The 24,359-nt window shown below is 41.7% G+C and carries 23 protein-coding genes; 7 read left to right on the top strand and 16 right to left on the bottom strand.

Annotated features, from left to right (window positions below; genetic code table 11):
• Positions 1 to 128: 128 nt before the first annotated feature.
• Positions 129 to 1,616 (top strand): serine/threonine protein kinase, encoded by a 1,488-nt coding sequence (locus NPUN_RS21630; RefSeq protein ID WP_012410624.1) that lies wholly within the window; start codon positions 129 to 131, stop codon positions 1,614 to 1,616.
• A gap of 179 nt (positions 1,617 to 1,795) precedes the next feature.
• Here NPUN_RS21630 and NPUN_RS21625 read toward each other — a convergent pair whose 3' ends face one another.
• The 3 genes from NPUN_RS21625 to NPUN_RS21615 form a co-directional block, all read right to left on the bottom strand.
• Positions 1,796 to 2,191, bottom strand: coding sequence for a helix-turn-helix domain-containing protein (locus NPUN_RS21625; protein WP_012410623.1), 396 nt, complete (start codon positions 2,189 to 2,191; stop codon positions 1,796 to 1,798).
• Between the two features lie 7 nt (positions 2,192 to 2,198).
• Complete coding sequence (locus NPUN_RS21620) at positions 2,199 to 2,474, bottom strand: type II toxin-antitoxin system HigB family toxin (RefSeq protein ID WP_012410622.1); 276 nt, start codon at positions 2,472 to 2,474, stop codon at positions 2,199 to 2,201.
• A 409-nt stretch (positions 2,475 to 2,883) separates the two neighbouring features.
• On the bottom strand, positions 2,884 to 3,246 hold the full coding sequence (locus NPUN_RS21615; RefSeq protein ID WP_012410621.1) for a hypothetical protein: 363 nt from the start codon (positions 3,244 to 3,246) through the stop codon (positions 2,884 to 2,886).
• Positions 3,247 to 4,002: 756 nt separating this feature from the next.
• On the opposite strand from NPUN_RS21615, the gene NPUN_RS21605 reads away from it, so the two are divergent.
• Positions 4,003 to 5,784: a M61 family metallopeptidase gene (locus NPUN_RS21605; protein ID WP_012410620.1), complete on the top strand. Its 1,782-nt coding sequence runs from the start codon at positions 4,003 to 4,005 to the stop codon at positions 5,782 to 5,784.
• A gap of 116 nt (positions 5,785 to 5,900) precedes the next feature.
• Here the strand turns inward: NPUN_RS21605 and pyk are convergent, their stop codons facing one another.
• On the bottom strand, positions 5,901 to 7,670 hold the full coding sequence (gene pyk, locus NPUN_RS21600; RefSeq protein WP_012410619.1) for a pyruvate kinase: 1,770 nt from the start codon (positions 7,668 to 7,670) through the stop codon (positions 5,901 to 5,903).
• Between the two features lie 379 nt (positions 7,671 to 8,049).
• Here pyk and crtR point away from each other — a divergent pair, with 379 nt between their 5' ends.
• Positions 8,050 to 8,940: a beta-carotene hydroxylase gene (crtR, locus tag NPUN_RS21595; protein ID WP_012410618.1), complete on the top strand. Its 891-nt coding sequence runs from the start codon at positions 8,050 to 8,052 to the stop codon at positions 8,938 to 8,940.
• A 51-nt stretch (positions 8,941 to 8,991) separates the two neighbouring features.
• Here crtR and NPUN_RS21590 read toward each other — a convergent pair whose 3' ends face one another.
• From NPUN_RS21590 to NPUN_RS21565, 6 genes are all read right to left on the bottom strand, one after another.
• Complete coding sequence (locus NPUN_RS21590) at positions 8,992 to 10,785, bottom strand: diguanylate cyclase domain-containing protein (protein ID WP_012410617.1); 1,794 nt, start codon at positions 10,783 to 10,785, stop codon at positions 8,992 to 8,994.
• A gap of 9 nt (positions 10,786 to 10,794) precedes the next feature.
• Positions 10,795 to 11,790, bottom strand: coding sequence for an ABC transporter substrate-binding protein (locus NPUN_RS21585; protein WP_012410616.1), 996 nt, complete (start codon positions 11,788 to 11,790; stop codon positions 10,795 to 10,797).
• A gap of 585 nt (positions 11,791 to 12,375) precedes the next feature.
• Positions 12,376 to 12,900: an opioid growth factor receptor-related protein gene (locus NPUN_RS21580; RefSeq protein WP_012410615.1), complete on the bottom strand. Its 525-nt coding sequence runs from the start codon at positions 12,898 to 12,900 to the stop codon at positions 12,376 to 12,378.
• Positions 12,901 to 13,046: 146 nt separating this feature from the next.
• Positions 13,047 to 13,460: a chorismate mutase gene (aroH, locus tag NPUN_RS21575; protein ID WP_041565551.1), complete on the bottom strand. Its 414-nt coding sequence runs from the start codon at positions 13,458 to 13,460 to the stop codon at positions 13,047 to 13,049.
• Between the two features lie 102 nt (positions 13,461 to 13,562).
• Complete coding sequence (gene sppA / locus NPUN_RS21570; protein WP_012410613.1) at positions 13,563 to 14,384, bottom strand: signal peptide peptidase SppA; 822 nt, start codon at positions 14,382 to 14,384, stop codon at positions 13,563 to 13,565.
• A gap of 544 nt (positions 14,385 to 14,928) precedes the next feature.
• Entirely contained in the window at positions 14,929 to 15,225 is a 297-nt protein-coding gene (locus NPUN_RS21565; RefSeq protein ID WP_012410612.1) for a hypothetical protein, read from the bottom strand.
• Between the two features lie 458 nt (positions 15,226 to 15,683).
• Between NPUN_RS21565 and NPUN_RS21560 the strand changes: the two genes are divergently transcribed.
• The 4 genes from NPUN_RS21560 (at position 15,684) to plsY (ending at position 19,179) form a co-directional block, all read left to right on the top strand.
• Complete coding sequence (locus NPUN_RS21560; RefSeq protein WP_012410611.1) at positions 15,684 to 16,481, top strand: MlaE family lipid ABC transporter permease subunit; 798 nt, start codon at positions 15,684 to 15,686, stop codon at positions 16,479 to 16,481.
• A 107-nt stretch (positions 16,482 to 16,588) separates the two neighbouring features.
• Complete coding sequence (locus NPUN_RS21555; RefSeq protein WP_012410610.1) at positions 16,589 to 17,005, top strand: DUF3119 family protein; 417 nt, start codon at positions 16,589 to 16,591, stop codon at positions 17,003 to 17,005.
• 137 nt (positions 17,006 to 17,142) lie between these two features.
• Positions 17,143 to 18,417 (top strand): DUF3086 domain-containing protein, encoded by a 1,275-nt coding sequence (locus tag NPUN_RS21550; RefSeq protein WP_012410609.1) that lies wholly within the window; start codon positions 17,143 to 17,145, stop codon positions 18,415 to 18,417.
• An 81-nt stretch (positions 18,418 to 18,498) separates the two neighbouring features.
• The gene (gene plsY, locus NPUN_RS21545) at positions 18,499 to 19,179 is read left to right on the top strand and encodes a glycerol-3-phosphate 1-O-acyltransferase PlsY (RefSeq protein WP_012410608.1); all 681 of its coding nucleotides are present in this window, start codon (positions 18,499 to 18,501) and stop codon (positions 19,177 to 19,179) included.
• A 53-nt stretch (positions 19,180 to 19,232) separates the two neighbouring features.
• Here the strand turns inward: plsY and NPUN_RS21540 are convergent, their stop codons facing one another.
• The 6 genes from NPUN_RS21540 to NPUN_RS21515 all read right to left on the bottom strand — a co-directional run bounded on the left by NPUN_RS21540 (position 19,233) and on the right by NPUN_RS21515 (position 24,329).
• Entirely contained in the window at positions 19,233 to 19,493 is a 261-nt protein-coding gene (locus NPUN_RS21540; protein ID WP_041566350.1) for a hypothetical protein, read from the bottom strand.
• A gap of 59 nt (positions 19,494 to 19,552) precedes the next feature.
• The gene (locus NPUN_RS21535; RefSeq protein WP_012410606.1) at positions 19,553 to 19,792 is read right to left on the bottom strand and encodes a hypothetical protein; all 240 of its coding nucleotides are present in this window, start codon (positions 19,790 to 19,792) and stop codon (positions 19,553 to 19,555) included.
• Positions 19,793 to 20,465: 673 nt separating this feature from the next.
• A complete protein-coding gene (locus NPUN_RS21530; protein ID WP_012410605.1) occupies positions 20,466 to 21,038 on the bottom strand; it encodes a hypothetical protein in 573 nt (190 codons plus the stop codon).
• A gap of 113 nt (positions 21,039 to 21,151) precedes the next feature.
• The gene (locus NPUN_RS21525; protein ID WP_012410604.1) at positions 21,152 to 22,753 is read right to left on the bottom strand and encodes a TrbI/VirB10 family protein; all 1,602 of its coding nucleotides are present in this window, start codon (positions 22,751 to 22,753) and stop codon (positions 21,152 to 21,154) included.
• Positions 22,750 to 23,454 carry a hypothetical protein gene (locus NPUN_RS21520; protein ID WP_012410603.1) on the bottom strand — a complete coding sequence of 235 codons (705 nt, stop codon included), beginning with the start codon at positions 23,452 to 23,454 and terminating at the stop codon, positions 22,750 to 22,752. The genes NPUN_RS21525 and NPUN_RS21520 overlap by 4 nt, the downstream gene beginning before the upstream one ends.
• A 50-nt stretch (positions 23,455 to 23,504) precedes the next feature.
• Positions 23,505 to 24,329 carry a hypothetical protein gene (locus tag NPUN_RS21515; protein ID WP_012410602.1) on the bottom strand — a complete coding sequence of 275 codons (825 nt, stop codon included), beginning with the start codon at positions 24,327 to 24,329 and terminating at the stop codon, positions 23,505 to 23,507.
• Positions 24,330 to 24,359: the final 30 nt, after the last annotated feature.

The raw sequence follows: 24,359 nt of genomic DNA, 5'->3' as shown, positions 1-24,359 counted from the left end.
ATACACTTAAGTCATAGAAAACACCCATATCCAGCTTTTTTAAACTGTTTTAATTACGAACTTGTACTGAGCGTAGCCGTTGGCGCAGCCTCTCGCAGAGAAGTATTACGAATTATTTAGGGGTTTTCATGCCTTGGACAACTGGACAACGATTACAAGGTGGCAAATATGTAATTGATAAAGTCCTTGGACAGGGGGGATTTGGGATTACTTATAAGGCATTGCATGTTGAGCTAAACCGGACAGTTGTCATCAAGACACCCAATGAATATCTCAGCCCTGACCCAGAATATGGCAAGTATATAGACCGATTTATTCAAGAAGGGCGAACACTAGCACGCTTGTCTCAAGACCCTCATCCTCATATTGTGGGAGTAATTGACTTGTTTAAGGAAGGTACTATCCACTGCTTAGTGATGGATTTTGTACCGGGAGAAAATTTGTTTGAGGCAGTAAAACGTAGAGGTGCGTTACCAGAAGCAGAGATTGTACCCTGTATCCGCCAGATTGGGGAAGCTTTAGTGGTGGTGCATCAGGCAGGTTTAGTACACAGAGATGCCCATCCCGGAAATATCATGCTGCGGAGTAATGGCAAAGCGGTTCTGATTGACTTTGGCATTGCTAAAGAACTCGTGCCTAAAACTTTGAGTTCAAAAGGTATTGCAGGTAATGAGGCATTTGCGCCTTATGAGCAGATGAGCAGAGGTAGTCGAGATCCAACGGTCGATGTTTACTGTCTGGTTGCCACACTCTATTATGCGGTGACAGGTCAACGCCCTACAACTTCTCTGGCTCGCAAGCTAGACAATACTTTCCTAATTCCACCTAAACAAATTAATCCAAGCATCAGCGATCAATTAAATCAAGCAATTCTTAAGGGTATGGCGCTAGAGGCAAAAGACCGCCCTCAGTCAATGCAGGTATGGTTAGCAATGTTAGAGCACCAAAAGCAACAGCCTCTACTACCTGTTAGTCCTGTTTATAGAAAAGAAGTTGTTTCTTCCAAAGTCAAGCTACCCTCAAAGCCAATTCTTCGAGTTAAACCAACTACTAAATCACCTAGAGTTATTCCTTGGGGCTGGTTGATTGGTGTATTGTTAAGCTACCTATTGATAGGCTACTTGTTAGCCGCGTCTAACGCTCTGTACATAATTTGGGCTGTAGCTGTGGCTGGGGCTGTGGCCGTGGCTTGGGCTGGGACTTGGGCTTGGGCTGGGGCTTGGGCTGTGGCTTCGGCTGTGGCTTCGGCTGTGGCTGGAGCTGGAGCTATGGCTGGGGCTGTGGCTGGGGCTGTGGCTGTGGCTGTGGCTGTGGCTGCGGCTGTGGCTACGGTTGGGGCTGGGGCTGCGGCTGTGGCTGCGGCTGCGGCTGTGGCTGTGGCTGTGGTTGTGGCTGTGGTTGTGGCTGTGGCTGTGGCTGGGGCTGGGGCTGTGGCTGTGGCTGGGGCTGTGGCTTCGGCTATGATTTTTGCTGTGCTTGTGACTGTGATTAGGGCTGAAGATAAATTACGAGAATCTTTTAGCAAATTTCATACTTTTCTAATTTTAGCTAGTACTTCTAGTTTAAGCTTGGGTTTGGGATGGTTAGGACATAGGATTTTTAATACAGGTACATAGCTTACTCAAGCTCTAGAAGCTAACTGGCAAAAGATTTTGTAGCTGTTGTATCGAGTAAAGAAGCGATGTCTAAAGGACAAGCCCCTGCGTGTCTAGATACCTTTAACCTCATACCAAAATATTAAATTTCCGCCTCAATACCAAGCGCTAGTTTTAAGAGCGTTGTTATGGAAGATAAGCTAGGTAAATAAACTGACATTTACATTAAAATAGTCCGCCAACGCTTCTGCTTGAGTTTTACTAATAGTGCCGCCATTCACAATTTGCAAAGCAACTTCCAAAGATCCGAGTACCTCTGCTAATGCTTCAGTCGTCATATCACGTGCGTCCATCAGATGCACTAACATCGAATTGGGTGTACCGTTGAGAATTGGGTAATGGGTTTCTTCAAACTGCTCAATTAATGTTACCAACAGTTGTAACAGCATCTCTTCTTCTGATGTCCGATTAAGACGATGTTCTAAGGTTAATGCGAGTGCGATCGCTTGTTCGTTTTCTGCATTCGTGGTAATGATTTTTGGCTGATACTCGGCTAGCAATTTACCATAAGATTCTGGATTAAAAGTACGGGTCATTTTTCCATTAATCCTTATCATATTCAGCGTGATTCAGGACATATTTAATATAGATTCTTTGAGTTTCGTAAACAATATCAGTAATCAAACGGTAACTGTTTCCTTTAATATTAAACACAGTGAAGTTACCAACTGCTTCTGCTTTTGGATAAATAGCCTGAACTTCAAGCAGATTTTTCCATTCAGCTTTAGTTGCTATCCTATACCAATCATAAAGTGCTTCCTTTATATCTGCATGTGCCTCACAAAATTCTCGTAGAATTTTGCGACTAATAACGTGCATTTAAATTTACTCTGATTACGATTCTTAAATTTTCTCTCAAATTCAAGGTTTTATAAAGCTTTTAGAACTGTGTTATTCTTCCAAAAACATTGCGGCAAAATATTATTGTAATAAACTAAGGATCTTAAGGTGGTTATCTATGGCAATACTGACATCTAAAACATACCGACTCACCGTTCTCTAAATCAACGGGGGTTTTTCTCATACCAATCAGCCTAAGACCTAAGCTTCCGGTTCAACGCCGAGCGATGTCTGACGATAACCTGCTATGCGTCTACGCCATATTTGTCTAAAACTCAAGCGATCGCTATTTAAATGTTATCTTTTTTCTATTGGTTCACCACCTAACCAAGAATCTCCCGAATTGAATTCGGGAGAGTGTCAAAAAACCCCAAATGTATTGTCTTTATCAAATAACAACCTCTTGCTTAGGCTTCCGCATTGGACGCTTGCGTTCGCTGCGACGAACGCCCCCTGCCATTTTGTACTCATCGCTATTCTTGCCATACTTTGCAGCTACGCTGACTAAGACATGTTCTGTTAGTTCCATCAGCGACTTTTCAGCTAATTCTAAGGTTCCCTGAGTTAAATCCACGGTGGAGAGGCTGGAGTTATAAGCTTCCAACTTGTCCTGTGTTTTTTTGATGGCGGCGGCAAAAGTGTCAATAGTGACTCCATTGCCTAAATCTAAGGTGGAACTAATCGATTTCAAAGCGGCAATCCGACGCTGTGCCCTATCAAGTACTTTAGACCCACGTTTTGGACGTGACATAAATAACCTTCCTTTTTTTTATCATGCACTAGGATAAAAACTGACTTATATCCTGTCTTTACACCATTAAGATAAACAAAATCGGGGTGATTAGCACCCGCAATATTCAGTATCGTTTAAAATATTTAGTACAAAAAATATTTTATTTATTGCGTGGTTTTACTGAGATTTATCCGAATTCAATAAACGATTGCCCGAATTCAATAAACGATTGCCCGAATTCAATAAACGATTGCCCGAATTCAATAAACGATTGCCCGAATTCAATAAACGATTGCCCGAATTCAATAAACGATTGCCCGAATTCAATAAACGATTGCCCGAATTCAATAAACGATTGCCCGAATTCAATAAACGACTGCCCGAATTCAATAAACGATTGCCCGAATTCAATAAACGACTGCCCGAATTCAATAAACGACTGCCCGAATTCAATAAACAATCGCCCAATACGCTTGAGTTAAGCATTTTTTCTTCTCTCTGTTTCCTCTGCGCGTCTGCGGTAGCCTGCGGCAAGCCGCTTTGCGTCTACGTTAAAAATTTGACTTTAATAAAGAGTCTTAGCCTTACCTGAACTGTGTGAAAATTAATACAAATATTTTGGAAGTTGCAAAGATCGCTTTTGCAGCAGGCGATCGATTGCAAAGTGGGAAATCAACTAGGTTTTGACTACCGCACCCAATAAAACGCGAAACTTAACATGCAAATTTGTCATCATGAGAGAAATTACCTATCGATGATTAACTCAGCACCAAGATGACTGAAGCAACAGCAACTCGTCCCAACGCATATATCCAGGAAACCGGCCCGACGATTCATTACTTAGTAGCAATGTCTCAACCAGAAACCCATCTGTTTGAGGTGACTTTACGCATTGTCGATTACACCTCGCCAATTCTCGATTTAAAATTGCCGGTATGGACACCTGGTTCCTACTTAGTTCGAGAATATGCCAAGAACTTACAAGATTTTGTGGTTTTTGCAGAGGATAAACCTTTACCTTGGCGAAAAATCAGCAAAAATCACTGGCAGGTAGACAAAACAGGTGTTTCAGAATTAACTGTACGTTACCGCATTTTTGCCAATGAGTTATCGGTACGGACAAATCACTTGGATGCTACCCACGGTTATTTCAATGGTGCAGCACTATTTTTTAGGCTACCAGGCTGGGATAAGCAACCCATTCGCGTTACCATCGTACCACCATACCCAGAATGGCAGGTAACAACTGCTCTACCTCCCGTAGGTGAGGAAACAAATACTTTCTGGGCGAGCGATTTTGATACTTTGGTGGATACTCCCTTTGAAATTGGTAGCCATCAATTGTATAAATTTGAGGTCTTGGGAAAACCCCATGAACTGGCAATTTGGGGGAAAGGTAATTACCAAGTTCAGCACATGATTGCTGATATCCAAAAAATTATTCAGGTAGAAGCGCAGATGTTCGGCGGTTTGCCTTATGAACGATATGTGTTTCTGCTACATTTATTTAGCCAAGCTTTTGGCGGTTTGGAGCATAAGGACTCTTGCTCGTTAATTTACCAACGTTTTGGATTTCGCACTCAGGAAAAGTACGATCGCTTTATGCAATTAGTTGCACACGAGTTCTTTCACTTGTGGAATGTCAAACGAATTCGCCCAAAAGCATTAGAGGTTTTTGATTATGACCAGGAAAACTACACACCATCATTATGGTTTTGTGAAGGTACTACTAGTTACTATGACTTGTTAATTCCTTTGCGGGCAGGAATTTATGATATTAAGTCGTATTTGAATAATTTGAGCAAAGAAATTACCAGATATGAAACCACACCGGGGCGCAAGGTACAACCCGTTTCCGAGTCGAGTTTTGATGCCTGGATAAAACTTTATCGCCCCGATGCAAATAGCGGTAATTCTCAAATTTCTTACTATTTAAAAGGAGAAATGGTATCGTTATTGCTGGATTTACTGATTCGCTCTACTCACGACAATCAGCGCTCCCTCGATGACGTAATGCTGAAAATGTGGCAGCAATTTGGGAAAGATGAAATTGGCTATACTCCAGAACAGTTGCAGGAAGTTATAGAATCTGTCGCCGGAATCGATTTGACTGATTTCTTTAAACGCTACATTGATAGTACTGATGATTTACCTTTCAATCAGTATCTAGAACCCTTTGGTTTGCAGTTGGTAGCTGAACAGCAGGAAGAACCTTACCTGGGTGTGAGAATAAATACAGAGAATGGGCGAGAGATGATTAAGTTTGTGGAAACTGATTCACCTGCACAAATAGGGGGAATTGATGCAGGTGATGAGTTGTTAGCAATTGACGGGATTAAGGTAACGGCGAGTAGTTTAAGCGATCGCCTGAAAGATTACCAAGCAAACGATACCATCCAAGTCACAGTTTTTCATCAAGACGAACTCCGTACTTATTCCATTACCCTCGCGTCACCACATCCCACTCGATATCAGGTAAAACCTGTTGAGCGTCCTAACTCTACACAGCAACAAAACTTTGCTGGATGGCTTGGGGTTGCGATCGCAACTGTTTGATAAAGGGATTGGGCATGGGGTATGGGGCATTGGGCATTGGGCATTGGTTATTAATTTCCTTTGCCTCCCCTGCTCCCCTGCTCCCTGCCCCCCTGCTTCTTCCCCATTCCCCACTTCTAAGGCGTTCTCACTGCCCCAGAGTAAATCAAACCCCGTTGCAGATCCAGCGTTATAATCGCTCCATCGCGAATCACCTGCGTTGCCTGCTTCACGCCAACAATCACTGGCACGCCGAGACGTAAGCCAATAACGGCAGCATGACTTGTGAGACTTTCCTCTTCCGTAATAATCCCCGCAGATTTACGAATAGCCTCGACAAAATCGGCACTAGTGCGCGGTGCAACTAATATGTCTCCAGGATTAAAGTTACTAACATCCATGCCAGTATTAGCTACCCGTGCGCGACCACTCACTAAACCTTGTCCTAATCCAATTCCGTGACCTAATACCGCCGTCACCACCTCAACCTTAATCAAATCTGTGGAGCCGGAAATTCCCTGGAGTGTGCCAGCAGTCATTACTACTAAATCTCCCTCCGACAGTAACTTCAACTCCTGAGCCACATTAATCGCAGCTTGGAAGGTCTGACCAGTGGAAGGTAATCCTAGCACCAATAGCGGTTTTACTCCCCACACCATTTGTAGCTGCCGCGCTACATTCACATGGGGGGTAACAGCCAAAATCGGTGTATTGGGACGGAACTTAGAGACATTGCGAGCAGTTGCCCCAGTTTGCGTTAAGGTCATAATTGCAGCTGCACCTAGTTGTTCGGCAATTTGACCTACAGCTTGACTAATCGCATTAGGAATGGAGCGCCGGGAATCTCTCACGGAACGCAAGTTTAAGTGTTGGGCTTCTTCCTGCTCCATCCGCTCGGCAATCCGCGCCATTGTCGCTACTGCTTCTACAGGGAAGCTACCGACGGCGGTTTCATTGGAGAGCATCACCGCGTCTGTGCCATCTAAAATCGCGTTTGCCACATCTGACACTTCCGCGCGAGTGGGACGGGGATTGCTCACCATGCTGTCTAACATTTGGGTGGCGGTGATGATGGGAATCCCTAAGCGATTTGCTGTAGCAATTAGCCGCTTTTGGAGTACCGGAACATCTTCTGCGGGCAATTCTACGCCTAAATCACCTCTGGCAACCATCACGCCATCACACAAAGCCAGAACTGCCTCCATTTGTTCAATGGCTTCATGTTTTTCAATTTTGGCAACCACTGGCACTTGCTTGCCTGTACTAGAAATTAGTTCTTTAATTTCGATCATGTCCTGCGGATTGCGGACAAAGGAAAGTGCCACCCAATCTACACCTTGATCTAGACCAAACATCAGATCCTCTCGGTCTTTGTCGGTCATTGCCTTAATTGACAGGTAAACGCCGGGAAAGTTTACACCTTTGTTGTTAGAAAGTTTACCAGGCACGGTAATGCGACAATGCAAATCACCTTTGTCTCGGTTAATCTCCTCCACGACCATTTCTACTCGTCCATCATCGAGGAGGATTTTTGCACCAACTGGGACTTCTTCGGCTAAATAATCGTAGGTGACGCAGCTAATTTCCTGCGTACCTACCACCGGACGGTTTGTCAAGGTGAAGCGATCGCCTTTTGCCAAAACTATAGACCCGTTGTCAAACTTCCCCAAGCGAATTTTTGGGCCCTGCAAGTCTTGGAGAATAGCCACTGGTTGATTTAATTCAAAAGCGGTTTGCCGAATTAAGCGAATACTACGCTGATGGTCGGCATGAGTTCCGTGGGAGAAGTTTAGCCGTAGCGTCGTGGCTCCCGCTTCAATAATCGCCTTGAGCATTTCAGGACTACTAGTGGCGGGGCCAATAGTAGCGACAATTTTTGTCCGGCGCAGAGAATCTCTTAATTGCATAGGGGCTGAAGTGAGGGAGCTATCTGGGAAGTCATCGTAACTTAAGTTGCATCTCCTTTTCAGTCACTGCTATACCAATAGATATAAGCAGTTAGAGAGGTTTTATGGGAGAGTGAGGGCTGTGGGATAGACTAGATATAGTACATCAATCTTGTATCCATCCTCCCAACGAAAGAGTTTATCCCATCAACTTTTTGCCAATTGCCATACCCCACTTATCAGTAAAGATTAGTTCTTGTCTGGAATCATAGCGTTATTCATCTACTGATATGCATAGCTGTGGATAAATATTGCTATACAAAAGGTTACAAAACTTTATTCTTCCCTAATATTTATCGTATATTCGTAATGTTTGATTAAAAAGGAGTCAATGTTAGAGATGATCGCATCGGAGGCAAAAAAGCCACTGACAATCCCGCCAAAGGAATTTTTAGCGCCTCCTGGTGATTTTAATCCCACGCTATTGCTGTTTTTGGTAGCTGTAGCAATGCTGGTGTTATCTAACTTTGGTTATTGGCTGTGGGAATGGCCGCACTGGCTTTGTTTTAGTGTTAACACTATTGCTTTGCATTGTGCTGGGACGGTGATTCACGACGCTTGTCACCAATCAGCCCATCGTAACCGGGTAATGAATGCGATGTTAGGGCATGGTAGTGCCTTGATGCTAGCTTTTGCTTTTCCAGTATTTACGCGGGTGCATTTACAGCATCATGGCCATGTCAACCATCCCGAAGACGACCCAGATCATTATGTCTCTACGGGTGGCCCGTTATGGCTGATTGCAGTAAGGTTTTTGTACCACGAGGTGTTTTTCTTTCAACGGCGACTGTGGCGCAAATATGAGCTATTGGAATGGTTCATCAGCCGCTTAATTGTCGGTGTAATTGTTTATATATCAGTGCAATACCACTTTTTGGGTTACATTCTCAATTTTTGGTTTATACCAGCTTTTGTAGTGGGGATAGCACTGGGATTATTTTTCGACTATTTGCCACATCGTCCCTTTGCAGAACGCGATCGCTGGAAAAATGCTCGTGTCTACCCGAACCAAGTTCTCAATATTCTGATTATGGGACAGAATTACCACTTAATTCATCATCTGTGGCCTTCTATTCCTTGGTATAATTACCAACCTGCGTACTATGTTATGAAGCCGCTCTTAGATGAGAAAGGATGTTATCAAACTTCAGGATTGTTGCAGAAAAAGGACTTTTTTGAGTTTGTTTATGACATCTTTTTAGGAATTCGGTTTCATCATCAAAAAGAATAAAGTTGTTGCATCAAGCGATCGCTTAGGTTTGAGAGAAAGTCGCACACGTCGTTATATATCTAAATGAGTACAATAGCGATCGCGCCCCTTTTTTTTAGCACTGTACAGGGCTTTATCGGCTGAAGCGATGATTGTATCTGGCTTAATGTCGCAAGTTGGTATGACAGAAGTAATACCTAAACTAAGTGTGACAATATCCTTAATATCAGATTGTGTATGGGGAATGGCGCGATCGCAAATTGCTTGTTGAATACTTTGTGCTACTTTGATCGCTCCTAGTAAGTCAGTATTGGGGAGGAGTACTGAAAATTCTTCTCCTCCGTAACGCGCTACTAGATCAGCAGGACGATGAACCACCTGTTGCATTGTTTGCGCGATCGTGATTAGACAATCATCGCCTCCAAGATGTCCATAGTAGTCGTTGTAAAGTTTGAATTTATCAACATCCAATAAAATCAATGACAGAGGTCGTTGTTCTCGTGCAAGGCATTTCCATTCTTCTTGCAGTCGTCCATCGAAGCAGCGACGGTTAGCCACCTGAGTCAAACCATCTAGATTTACCAGTTGTTCTAGTTTATGATTTGCATCTTCTGCTTTTTCTTTAGCAATTACTAACTCTGCTGTTCTCTCTTGTACCCGTTGTTCCAAAGTTTCCAGAGATGTTTGTAACTGAAGTGCCATATTGTTAAACGATTTAGCTAGTTGACCTATTTCGTCTTTTGAGCTAATTTTGGCGCGGATATCTAAGTGACCTGCGGTAAACTGAAAAACTATATTGGTAAGATAAATTATTGGCTTTGTTAGCACTTGCCCAATAGCAAAAGCAATGATTGTCACTACTGAAGCGATAATTGCAAATAAAAACATTGCGTCACTAATTTGCTTTTCTACAGGTGCTAGGGCAACAGTAAGGGGCTGTGCGAACAACACAGACCAAGGCTTATATTTTAAACGCGCGATCGCAATCAGATTAACCTGATTACCTGTTGCTGACAAAGATGTAATTAAATCCGACTGTTTATTATCCAATGCTTGCTTAAGTTTTGACTCATTAGTTGCCAATTCTTTGACAGGATAATTTGGTAAACGTCTTTCTTGTTGCAGTTGAGTTACAACATCGGCAGGCAGAGGCACAATTGATTTAAAAAGCAGTTCTGAGGCAGTGCTATGTGCCAGATAAATATTATTTTCATCTAAAAGAATAGCAAATGATTTAGCCCCAGCCCGTTCAGTTTCTCTAGTTACTAACTGCTGAACAACAGTAGCATTGTATGAAACACGTAATACACCCACTATATCTCCCTTGGCATTGCGAACCGGACTGCTAAAAAACAGGGTAACAAGGTCAGAAATTATTGGCGATCGCTTCATACTAGAAACAAAAGAAAACCCAGTTTTCAGTGGGTTTTTAAAATAATCTTGAACTGATTCATCTTCGCCAATATTCGATGTATGTGTATCCAATATATTTTTTCCGTTTAAGTCGAGCAAAGCATAAGAGAGAATATTCAGCATATCTTTGCGACTGAGACGGATTAATGTTTCTGTTGCTAATTGGATTTCGGGGCTGTCATCTCGCTGTTTTGGAGTTAGGCTGAGGTAGCGTGCTAAACCTGGTAAAATCGCCTCTACCCGAACGGCATTGAGATTTCCATCAATAAAAGCATCTATTCTGTTAGTAGTTTCCTTAGCCGCCGCAGATAGGGCTTGTCGAGCGTTGTCAGTTAGTGCTTTTTCAGTTGTTTGTTTGTTGATAGATGCCAATAACAGTAATGGAATCAAAGCAACAATGAGAAACGAGGCGATCAATCTTGTACGGATACTGCCCAAAAAAGATTGCTGCATGGCTTTATACTAGGAGGCAGAATTCAAAAAGGAAGAATTAAACAAACTTTTTAGCTCAGGAATGCGTGTCACGTTTCCAGAGCGAATGAAAAAGTCTGCATATATCTTGGCAGTTTTGTAGATTGAGTTAGGATTGCTAGATTCAAATAATCTTTTATTTTCACCTAGATTAGTTAGGTTTACTCCTTCCAGAGAGAGTGTATTGCTAGGAATTTTTAACGCTTTGCTAATGATAGCGTTTCCTTCTTGAACATTTGCTTTCCAGTAGTTCGCAGCTTGCAGCCATCCTCGTACAAATGCACGAATATCTTCGGGGCGATCGCGGATTGTATCACCGCGAAAGACAATCATATCTAAAACCAAGCCAGGGGTTTGTTTGCTGGTAAATAAGATATTTCCCCCTAATTTCATAGCTTCATAAAGATGGGGTTGCCAAGTGTGTCCGGCTTGGATAACATTATTTTTCAGATATTGAGGAATTTCTGAAGCCTCTAATTTAACCAAGTTCACATCATCGCTGGTTAAATTTGCAGTTTTCAACATCTCGGTCACAAAAACTTCACTAAAACTGCCTAGATTTGTACCCAGCTTTTTCCCTTTCAAGCCAGCAACGGTTTTAATTTGTGATTGGGCAACTACCACATCTGCTCCTGTTGATTCATCTATAATAAGCACACTTTGTATATCAGGATTTGTGGCACTCAAAATTATAAAACTTCCTAAAGATAATGAAATACCATCATATTTTCCCGCATTGAAATTTGCTTGTTTCAATTTTATATATCCTTTATTAATTAGTTTTATATCTATCTGTTCTACATTTACCCCTTGAGCTTTGAAGAATCCTTTTTTTTGTGCAATAATGCCTGGACACTCGCCTACAAAAGATCCAAACATCACTTTCAATGGAGGGTGTTTTAATACAGTTGGTGCTGAAGAATGACAAGCAAATAGTAAACAGGCTGTAATCAGAAAAATGCTAATGTATCTAAGTAATTTGGACATAAGATATTTAATATTTTTTAATAAATCTTAAGTAATGATTCAATTAAATAGTAGACGCGATCGTCTACAAATAAATAGCTCAAACTATATTAGACTCCAAGTATCAAGCAACCATCTCAATCCCCTGAGCATCCAACGGAATTAAGGAATTCCCAGAAATAAATTATCCAATTTCACCGAATCAAAACAATTTTCTCTCTCCCTGCCCCCTGACTTTTCACGTTATATGGAAAAGTCCACCAAAAACCTAACCTTCTAAGAGGATGTTTGAAAAGTCCTCTTCTCGGTAGCAAAACGTTTTAGATCCCTCTAAATCCCCATTAAAAAGAGAGATTTAGAGTGATCAATAAGTGCCTAAAATCACAGCCAACTATTTTTCAAACAACCTCTAACCCCCTTGCCGACGCGGGAAGGGGGAAATTTCAAAGTCTCTCTCCTTAAAGGAAGAGAGAAATAGAAGTGAGGTTTTCCAGATGCCGTGAAAAGTAAGCCCTGCCCCCTGCCCTAAAAGCGTACCCCTTTAAGGAAGCAAACTACGCATAGTGTCCCGCAGTGATGGGATATTTTTTATTTAGAAGTGCCTTATCACATTGCCTGATTCGGTTTGACTGCAATTGTCCAATACTGGAATGTTTCAGAACCAATATGATTACTATCCTCATGGTAAATTTGCTGCAAGCATTCATAAAATGCTTGAGCTTCATTCTCTAATCCTAAAGTCATCAAGCACTTTAAAATCCGGGTTATCCGAAGATAATTATGGTTGAATATACAGACCCATTCGCTTTTACGGTTCTGATACTCTTCTGACTGGTTGATAATTACTTTTCCGTCATTACTCTCGTAGCGTTGCAACCCATAAAACTGAAGCATAATTGTGAAAGAACGCAGCAAATTTTGACGTAGATATGGGTTGCTTTGAAATACTTCAATTATTTCCTGGTCAAGAATGGGAGCATCAGGATTAAATGCACTTCGCTCAGGCAAAGGAAACAACCACTGTATATAATCGTGAACGCACTCCAATTCTTCAAAATCCCAAGTCCATATTTCCGCAATTGTTCGACCTTCTGAGTCTCGTTGCTCTCCTAAGTAAAATGGGACAATCATTACCAACTATCCTCACAACTCACCATCTTAATTTTGAGTGCGATCGCCTACCAAGCTGGTAATATTTTCCCAACAATCACAGTAGGTTGAGTAGCCACGTTAGCACGTAGTAGCTATTCTACATATATTTTATTTAAAAATAAAAATTATACTTTTGACTTAAGTACTGGCTGTGATGCCTGTAGAGGCTGAGGCAAACTCCAGTCGGGACGCAAGCTGGCGGCGTTGCGTAAATAGATATGATGAATTGAGGCGGAGGTTGGGAGATAAGCATGGATTAAGAACCGAATGCAGCGCTGTAAGCTACCTTCGACGTGCATTTGCTGCACATCCAACATAGCCACATTATCCCAACCCGGACGCGCTCTAGCGATCGCAGCTGGAAAAATCGCATCCAAATCGCGTGTCACTGAGAAAGTCACACTAATCATGTCTGTCGGCTGAAATTGATTCCGATTTTCCAATTCATCTAGTAGTTCTGTCACTACCTCTCGGATTGCCTCAACAGTATTTTCTGAAGCAGTTGTTGCTCCACGAATAGCCCGCATTTGCCACTCCACGCCAAAATCCTCCTAAAAACATAAAAGTTAGGAGTTAGAAGTTAGGAGTTAGAAGTTAGGAGTTCAAACTCTCAACTTCTCACTCCTAACTCCTAACTCAAGCTAGGGACGATATAACCACAACGGTAAACCACTAGTAGACATTTCAAATTCAAGCCAATCAATTCCAGATCGAATTCCAGATGAAACCTGACGACTTCCTGGTAAAAGGCGGCTCAATAAGGGTTTACGTTCTTCTAGGGTATAGCAGAGAGTTTTTTCCGGATCGAGTCCGACTAATTCTGCTGTCCAGCGACGGGCATCTTCTTCTGTGCCCAGACGATCTACAACACCCAACTCTAGAGCTTGCTGTCCAGTAAAAATCCGACCATCGGCGAAACTTTTTACAGCTTCTACTGTTAAAGAACGACCATCAGCTACCGTTTGGACAAACTGCTGATAACTTGTGTCAATCAACTCTTGCAAGATGTTTTCTTCTGGTTGAGTCAGCTGCCGATCGAAAGACAATATGTCTTTGTAAGGGCCAGACTTAATTACCTGGAAGGAAACACCGATTTTTTCTAGCAAGCGTTCCAAGTTATTTCCACGCAAAATCACACCAATACTGCCCGTAATTGTACCTGGGTTAGATACGATGTGTTCTGCTCCCATGCCAATGTAGACTCCTCCAGAAGCCGAAATATTGCCAAAGCTAGCGACGATTTTAATTTTTTCGCGCAAACGCTTCAGGGCGCTGTAAATTTCTTGAGAATCTCCGACTGTACCGCCAGGGCTATCGATACGTAGCAATAATGCCGGAAATTTTTTTTCTTCTACAGTTTTCAATGCTTCTAGGACGCGTTTGCGAGTCGCACCGGCGATCGCACCAGTAATTTCAATCCGCGCAATTTGTTTTCTAAACTTGGGCTTAAACGGCCAAACCATGAGCTGTAAACATTCCTCGTAATAAACTCAATATAAGATCCCCAGAGGTCAGACGACCTTCTTTGCTCTGTTAAGAAACATGAGCAGGCATTATGTTTATCAGATTTTAAGGAAGTTTTTATATTTTGCAGTGAGTTTTATTTGATATTCTCGATGAATGCTAATAAATTCCTTAAAGATTGTAGCCAACACAAAATGCCAAACTCTAGTTTAGCGTCCAATGTGGTGGTTTAGCACAGGCTATTTTAGCTATTTTGCATAATTCCAAGTTTTAAAGCCCTTAGTTTACTAGCTTTTTGACTGTTTTAGTCTTGCTTTATTACAGTCGGGCATACGGAACAGTTATCAGTAATTAATAACTAATAACTAATTAATAATAAGTATTTAATTAATAATTTCGGTACTCAATTTAATTAATAAAAATTCATTCAGTCAACACTAATCCTTATTTAGGTTAAGACCAGTACTACTTCCATTTTGAGAAATATCAATTTTTCCTCTCTTGTACAGCCCATGAAGACCTGACGAAGACTATTCACATCATTTAAGAATCTATTCGCAAAATTTGATACCGATAGTAAACATAAGTATCAAACAGTGACCCGACGAAACTACAGGTCAAGCTAATTACAAATAATCCACGCAGGGGAGTGCCACTGCCAAAAGTGGCAAGAAAACGCATAATCTCAGTGGCGATCGCCTCAGTTAACTCTTGTAAACCCGGAAAGGAACCGATAAGGGATAAAAGGAGCAGTCCACCGCCAACGAAAAAGATGGGAGCGACAAAACTAAATACGATCGTAAGTACTAAGGAGCGGAGAAAGTTAATGAAAATAGTCATTTAGGACAAACTCCGTGAGTAGAGATGACAATAGCTAGATAGCGGTTTGTCATTTTCTACAATACGTGCGATCGCTCCTAAGCAGACAATCTGTCAAAAATCTTAAGTTTTCATTAAAAGAGATGGCTACCAGTTACAACACGTGCTGGGGATATAAAAAATGTCTTAAATCTCTAAAAGCCTTGCAAAATAAAGGTTTAAAATAAGATTAACACCTATTTATTGGTTCGCAGCACCTTTAATAATAGCTTTCTTTCCTGAGAGCATTTTTAATCTAAGTTAATATTCAGCCCCGTTGGGAGTAGAAACAGGGGACATGGGAGCAGGGGGAAAATAATAATATACCTCTTTCCCCTCTGCTCCTTGCCCCTCTGCCTCTTTTCAATCCCCAATCCCCCATTCCCTATCCCAACGACTTCCGCTATTCTTAAGGCAGTTACCGAGTTAGCTACAGAACATTGAACCAGACTACATCCAAATCCAGTTTAGGAGAATGGAGTCAGCGATTGCTGGCAGCGATTTTTCTGGGTGGGCAAGTACTAGTTCACCTATTGAGGGGCAAAATCCATCGGCGCAACACCTTAGAACAAATGGCAGCGGTTGGGCCAGATTCCCTATTTATTGCCCTATTGACGGCTATTTTCGTCGGCGCGGTGTTTACCATTCAAGTGGCACGGGAATTTATCAACTTTGGTGCAGGAAACATTATAGGGGGGGTGCTTTCTATAGCGTTGACACGAGAACTCTCTCCCGTGTTGACAGCAGTGGTTTTGGCAGGGCGAGTCGGTTCTGCCTTTGCAGCCGAAATCGGTACCATGCGCGTAACAGAACAAATCGATGCCATGTTGATGTTAAAAACAGATCCAATCGATTATCTGGTTATTCCCCGCGTTATTGCTTGCTGTTTAATGCTACCAATTTTAACCCTCCTGTCTTTGATCACAGGGATGTTTGGAGGATTCATAATTGCGACAAATGTCTACAACCTTTCTGATACGGTATTTCTAGACTCAGCCCGTAACTTTCTTGGGATCTGGGATATTATTAGCGCCATGCTTAAGGCGTTTTGCTTTGGGATTTTAATCGCCGTAATTGGTTGCAGTTGGGGATTGACGACAACGGGAGGAGCTAAAGGAGTAGGACAGTCAACCACAACTGCTGTTGTGACTGCCTTGCTAATTATATTTGTTAGCAACTTCTTTCTTTCTTGGTTAATGTTTCAAGGACTTGGCAGTGCATTTTTGAAAGGCTTATAAAAGTGAGAAGTGAGTATTTAGGAGTTAGGAGTGAGGAGTTTTAACTCATCACTCCTGTAGAGACGCGATTAATCGAGTCTCTACTTCTGACTCTTAAAATAAGAGATATGTTTACTAATAAAGCAGGATTTAAAACTGTGACCAGTTCATTTGCTCCTAACTCCACATCAACTGTGGAACTCAAGCCTAGTTACAATATACCTATAGTATTGGTGATTACCGCTATTCCACTACTGTTGGTACAACCGTGGATAGGCTTTGTTTTCACACTGTTTGGCTTATTTCTCATGTTTCAGGCGTTAACGCTGCGGTTGCAATTTACCGTCACCGACTTAGATATTTACAGAAGTGAAAAATTGATTCGGCGTTTTCCCTACCAGGAATGGCAAAACTGGCGGATCTTCTGGAATGGAGTTCCCATTTTGTTTTACTTTAAAGAAATTAAAAGTATTCACTTTTTGCCGATTTTATTTGACCCCAACACGTTGAGAACTTGCTTAGAACAACGTTGTCCGCGTATTTAGTGCTGAGTGCCACGAGTGCTGGGTCATTTTGCTCTCAACTCATAACTCAGCCCTTGTGACTCAGGACTTTTATAGCAAGTTAATTGTAATATTTCTGAAAGCTATTTATTCGCGTCATAGGAATTACACTATTGTTTATGAACCCAGAGGCATCTCAAACCCCAGAACCAATTGATGAGCGGTTGGCAGAAAAAGAAGAGCAAAACAATGCAGTTGAACATCCAGTCAATCCATCTGTTGAGTCAGTGGGAGAAACAGGAGGTGTTAGCTCATCAGAAAACTACGCAACTTTTGAGCCACTCATCTCCAATGCAGAAGTGGTAGATACTACAGTAGAGCTAACAGAAAATTCAAATGGCGAGTTTGTAGCGCAGTCGGAACCGGAAAATACCGCACTGGGGTTAGAAATAGAATCAGAAAATCATTCATTATATGCAGAAGCAGAGCAGCGAGTAGCAGAGTTGCAAAAGGCTGAAGCAGCCCTCAAGGAAGAAATAGTTCAGCTGCAAGCTTCTTACAAAAACCTTCAAGGACAAGTGAGTGAAACTCAAACCTCACTGGGACGACTTGTGCAAGAGTCGTTGGTACAGTTAGAACAACGCAAACAAACCCTACAAATTTCTGTAGAACAACTAGAACGCCGTCAAGAACGTATCCGCAACGAGATGCGAACCACTTTTGCTGGTACATCCCAAGACTTGGCAATTCGGGTGCAGGGTTTTAAAGACTATCTCACGGGTAGCTTACAGGATTTAGCCGTTGCTGCCGAACAGTTGCAACTAACACCAAGTGTGGTGGAACGAGAAAAACCAGCTGTAAAAGAAGCTAAACCTGTTGAACCCCAATCTGGAATACCGCAATTTGCCCAACAGCAGTTTCAAGATACTACAAAGCAAATTCGCCGCCTAATTGACCAATACCGCAATAAACCAGATTATTACGGCCCAGCATGGCAACTACGCCGAACCTTTGAACCAATCCATGCAGAGCGAGTCTCGAATTGGTTTTTTACCCAAGGGGGACGGGGTGGTTTGCGGACAATGGGTAGCCGCTTACAGAATATTCTGATTGCCTCAGCTGCAATTTCGATATTACACAAGCTGTATGGCGATCGCATTCGTACTTTAGTCTTAGCTAATACACCAGAGCGATTAGGTGAATGGCGACGCGGCTTACAAGACTGTTTGGGAATCGGTCGCCCAGATTTTGGCCCAGACCGGGGTGTAGTATTATTTGAGGCTTCTGATGCTCTCGCTCAGAAAGCAGACCGATTGACGAAAGCCAATCAACTGCCCTTAATTATCATTGACGATTCAGAAGAGCAAATCAGTTTGTCACTGCTGCAATTTCCTCTGTGGTTAGCCTTTGCTCCTGACCCCAAAACCGTGAGAAACTATGATGATGACTTTTAATTAGTCCATAGTAGAGACGTTGCAATGCAACGTTTCTACATAGTTTTTTGAATTATGAATGTGTGAATTTTAAATTTTATTATGGCTATTTGGTTAACCGGATGTGGGGCAATTGTGGTCATAGCCTACCTGCTGGGTTCTTTTCCCACTGGGTATATTGCTGTGAAGCAGTTAAAAGGTATTGATATTCGGGAAGTTGGTTCAGGTTCCACCGGCGCAACTAATGTGCTAAGAACTTTGGGGAAAGGGCCAGGAGCATTCGTTTTAGTACTTGATTCCTTAAAGGGAGTATTAGCGATCGCTCTAGTTTACTGGTTATTCAAGTTTGCCTCTAGTCAAAATTTTATTCCCCCAACGATAGATGCACAAGTGTGGCAACCGTGGGTAGTAACCTTAGCTGGGTTAGCTGCAATTCTGGGACATAGTAAATCGATTTTTTTAGGCTTTACTGGTGGTAAATCTGTTGCTATCAGCTTGGGGATTTTATTGGCCATGAGTTGGCAGGTAGGTTTAGCAACAGCCGGTGTGTTTGCCGTCGTTGTGGCGATATCGCGGATTGTCTCTTTGAGTTCAATTGTAGGTGCGATCGCTGTTTCCATTTTCATGGTAATTTTGCATCAACCGTTACCCTATATTCTGTTTGGGATTGCCGGTGGATTATATGTAATTTTGCGCCATCGCACTAATATTGAACGACTGTTTGCTGGTACCGAGCCAAAAATTGGGCAAAAGGTAGCGACAGAACCAGAACAAACTGCATAATTTACCAACCGCAAATAGATATATTTTGTCCCCAGCTTCAGCCAGGCTTAAATTTACGAATTAACGTTCCCTTTCATTAAACGATGGATGAGGCGGCAAGGCCAGAAAAAAGCTCCACAGATACTTACTGAAGCGATAGCGGCCACAACTCGCCAAGTCGAATTGGTTCCAGTGGCAGACTCTGAAGGGTGAGCTTGTTGTGTACTTTTAGCTAGTTCTGGTACTGAACGAGATAGCTGGCTGGCTGTACTCACCCCTTCAATTGCGGCTCCAATTAGATAAGCTACTAGGGCGATTACTAGCCAGTGATTCATAATATTCAACTGTTTCAACTCTGAGCGTATGCTTGGCATTAAGCAATCGATTTCTCGCGCTAATGATTGCCGCCTTGCCCGAAGGATAACCGACCTTCAGCCGTATCACGAATGAGAGGCAGTTTAGATTTTATATAAGTATTGAGGCTGCTATCTGCCTGAGCATCAATAACCTGCTTGGCTTTTAACTGCTGGAGGAGTAATTGAACTAAAGCAGCATCGTCAAAATGGAGCAGGGTGTTGACCTGGGTAGACTCGATTACAGCCCAAAGCTGTTGCATCATTTTCGCAGTGACCATGAGTCTGTAACCTCTTAAGCTTTTCTTTATATTTACACAGATTTTAAATTTGTGCTTGATTTTTATCTGAAGAATTATAAAGATGTCGGCTTAAAATGCCTGAGTAAGTAAGTTGGGCGTAAATAATTGTCGTTGGGATAAGGCAAAAGGCAAAAGGCAAAAGGCAATAGTTATAAGGGTTTTAGCCTAGTTCATTTTTATTTACATAGTTTGATTTTATTGTGCCAACTTAACTTAAGCTAATATGGTTAAGTTATATAGGACTCATATTTGATTTCTAAAAAAATTCAGTACAACTCAAAGAGCCTTCTTGCCTATTGCCTCCTACACAAATAAGTTTAGAAATCAAAGACGCTCGATAGCGCAGCGTTAGCGACGCAGGAGCGTCTGACTCGCTACCGCTTCGCTATCGGATTGCTATAGCGCTTTTCGATTGATTGAAATACAACCCTGCCCATTCATGATTCTTTACCTAATGGTGGTGTGTAGCGGTTCTTAATTGTATAGAATACAAAGCTAACAAAAATATACCTAACCCTTGTAGCCTCTCTTCTTTTAGAGTTGCCCATTAAAGCAATGATTTTAGAAAGAAAGCCACAATGCAGATATCCGTAGCATCAGCGCTTTTTGTCAAAGCTAAACTTCAGTCGTTGTTGAGTGGTAGTTTTGAAGTTTATTGTGGAACTTTCGCACAAGCTCCTTCTTGACCAGAAGGATCGGAAAAAATTGCTAAAGTGTGATATTCAGGATTATCTGTTCCATATATCACTCGAAAAGTATATAACTTATTTTTACCTTGCGCTTCGGTAACAACTGTTAAAAGTGTATTGTTAGTAGGAGGAAGTCCAGGAATGTTTAGCTTTTTAATTCGTCTGAGTTGAATTACATTTGCTGCGGAGTTTTTACAATCTCCTGTATTAGTATTAGCTTCTTGACCAAACTGCATACATACAGGTCCATCAAAATCTAGAGTTACCTGTGATGGATCGTTTAACCAAACTTTTTTAATTACTTCTCCAGATGGAATAAAACTTAAGTTTGTTCCTTGTTGATACCAAATCTTGATTGTAGGTATTAGTCCACCTAAACCCTGCGCTTGACAGGAAAAGATGGAACGCAGAACAGCATTATTAGCACCAGCACGTCCTACCAACAATAACATAGCAACCGAGAAAATTAAGGAAGCTAGAGGTAGGAAATAAGAATTGCGTGAGCTATTTCCTGACAAGTTAGTATTCTTTGTCATGGTTGCAAATTAGGAGATTAATTGAATAGGTGAAAATAGGGAAGATGGCAAGAAAACTAATTACTTAATTACCTTACCCAATCCAAATTTAAAATTTGTATAAATCCTACCTCTTAAAACTGAGTTACTTGATTAACGTATATTTCAATATTTGTGCCGGCTGGCAAAAACCAAATATTCGTTTGCTGGGACATTTGGGCGATCGCCTGTTGATTACGTTGGGCAATTTGGGGGACTACAGAGTTCAAACCACCTTCTACAACCCCGGCTGCGATATCGCGTCTGTTTTTAGTGACAGTAGTAAGAGTTGTACTGCTACTGGTGTTGCCGTCAACGGTAGTTTGTGAAGTAAGTGGTTGGAGTTCAGTATCACTACGATTTATTAACTCTGCTGCTTTCCCAATACCTCCCAAGACGAATAGTCCTAAATCCATCGATGCTATGGACGAACCTTGACTGGGAAATTTATTTGCGATTAAAGGTTTACCTTGGCTAGCGCGAATAATAATTGCATTGTTGGGTAAGCTTCGTTCTATCGGGTTGCCGTTATTTTGCGAGACAACTTTGACTACGTTCATCTGCAAAAGACCTTGTTCGGAGAGGGAGCTAATTTCAGTTAGAAATTCGGTATTTGCAGGTAGAGCGATCGCACCATCGGTAGATTTTAGCGGTTCTTTTAATCGGATCACAAATACGTTTTTCTGTTCACCTGTATCACCACCGCCGCCTGACTTGGTAGTTTCCCCAAATATTGCCGTCGCCAAAACAGCTTTAGCACTACTTCCTACTGCTACAGATTTCTGTCCCTGCTGTTGCGCTTGACTGACTAGAGGAGCAGGAGTTTGCTGTTGTGGAGTTTGCTCAGGATTGGGGGTTTGTGTCTGTTGCTGCGGCTGTGGATTGTTTGGAGGTTCAGAAGCAGCTACCGTGTTATTAGGTTGATCGTTGGCATTTACTTGACCGTAGCTACCTAACTTTGATAATTTTGCCCACTCTTCAAATGGGTTTGGTGGAGCTGGTGGAGCAATATTAACTACGGGTTGAGTGTTTGGCTTCACAACTGGTAGTTGGGGTGATGGCAGTTGAGAAGCAGGTACTTTAACAATGCGCTCAACTGTCACTGTTCGAGGTGCGTAAGCTATTGGTGGGGGTGTTGGGATCACTTTCTGTGTACCTCTGGAAGAAACTGATGGTTCTCGTAGGGCTACTTTAGGTGTTGATTTGGCAATTCTGAGTTGTTGTTGGGCGGCTCTTACCAACTGTGCTTGTTCAGTCAGGGCTAATTTCGTTTTCAGAGTATCTACTTCGACTGCTAGCTGTTGAGAGGTCGATTCATTAATTGGTTGCTCACGCACCGGTGGGGAAACAATATTTTTTGGCTTCTGATTGCTGGTACCCATCAACTGGGACAAAAACACACCACCCACCAAAACGATCGCTAAAGTAGCAGCCCCTACCAAGCCTAATTTTGCAAAGGGATTAGATGATAAGGGTGGCTTAGTCTGAACTTCTTGTGGTTGAGAAAGCGACTCTTGCGGCATTGCAGAGTCTTCCGATCCTTGAAGATCGCCAGAAGAAGATTCTTCTTCAAAACCAACCAACTTTGAGATCCGTGATTCCCAATCAAAAGATTCTACTTCTGGTTGGCGATCGTCGGTGGTTAGAGCAAATCCATTTTGAGGAGGCGTTTGGGCAGGAGTTGAGTATCGAGTCATGGTAAAGCTTGGTTGGGATTTCCAGAACAATTTTTATCTTGGATTTCACAGACATTATAAATTTCTAATCTGGCTTCACCAAGGCGGTAAGCTGCGAAGTGCGTCGGTAGTGGCGCATTTGGTAGTGAAGTTGCTGGTTCATCTATTGCTCTAACTAAAATTTGTTTATTAAATGAAACTGATTTTCCCAACCTATCATAACCGCTAAAAATTAATTGATTGGCAAACATCTCTACTTTCCAGTTTCCCTTACTGATTTCTTTCGGTTGAGAAATTTTTTGGATGACTAATACATTCTCAGTTCCTCTACTAACATTTTCAAATTGACTATCTGGATTTAAATTAGTAATTTCTGACTTAAGTTTTTGTTTAAAATTATCAGCTACAAGTTGAGAGGTAATTTCCCAGACTTGTGTAGGTGGCTGTTGTTGTGACCAGGTAAGCATTAAGCTCATCGTTTCACCCACAAAGCGCCGAATAGCCTCTGGCTGTCGCTCTAAATTTGGTTGAGCGTCTACTGTTATAGTGCGACCATCAACAAGCTGTACCAAACTTTGAGGTGAAAGTTGCCGACTTAACTGTTGTAACATAGACCCATGAAATATTAGTAAAAGCAAGGTTAATACATGTAAACCAAATGTTCCTACTGCCAACAGTGGTAGTGGGCTATTTCTCTTGTTTTCTGGTTTAAGTATTTGCATTAATAATTGATTATATAAATTGAACTATGACTCAGTGAATTAAAAATCTCTTATTTTATAAAGCTATCAGAGGTTTGTCTAGCCCCACATTGCTTTAAATTATCTTCGTTAAGGTTGTTATACCCATCTAGCAAACATAAATTACGAATTTCATAAATTTCTAGTTTATCAGTGCGGACACTATAAATTGCTTTTTGCAAGTCTGTACCATTGTCGGCTTGGGGATTACCAAAATAATCTACTGCACGGACAAGGAAATCTTTGTTAAAAGGAGTGACGAGTTTTTCACCACCAACTCGGTTTTTTTGAATTAAGTCGGCTACCATCCCCACTCGCCACTTACCTGGTGCAATTTGTTTTGGGGGATAAACTCGCTTAATAATTAATTGTGATGTCATCACTTGGTTAGGATTTTCAGAGAAAACTTCTGGCGGGGTCATTTCTGCAACTGTGCTTAAGAAACCTTTGCGAAAGTCTTCTGATAAGGCAAAACTTGCTATCCAAGTGCTAGTACTAATTTTTTGGCTACTACCTTGGGATGTTCTAATTAGAATTCCTAAATCTGATTTAGGATTTGCAACTTCTTCGATATTTTGTGGTGGTAAGGTTCCCGACCAGGTAAACATTGATATCATCGTTTTGCTGATGAATCGGCGAATTGCTTCTGGTTCTCTTGCTAAATCATCAATATTGCCTACTGGTTTACCATCTATTAATTGCACAAAGTTGGGAGGTTTTCTCAGACTGAGTTGGCGAATATTTAGCCCTTGGAATATGAATAAAAGTAAAACTAATACATGTAAACTGAAGGACGCGATCGCAAAAATTGTCAAAACACTTCCCGTTCTTTGTCTTTTTTCTAGTAGACGCACCATTTATTTATCTCCTCCTGCAAAAAAACTTCA

The sequence above is a fragment of the Nostoc punctiforme PCC 73102 genome (assembly GCF_000020025.1).
Lineage (GTDB): Bacteria > Cyanobacteriota > Cyanobacteriia > Cyanobacteriales > Nostocaceae > Nostoc > Nostoc punctiforme.
The sequence above is the reverse complement of the archived record's forward strand: the minus strand, read 5'-3'. Positions and strand labels throughout refer to the sequence as shown.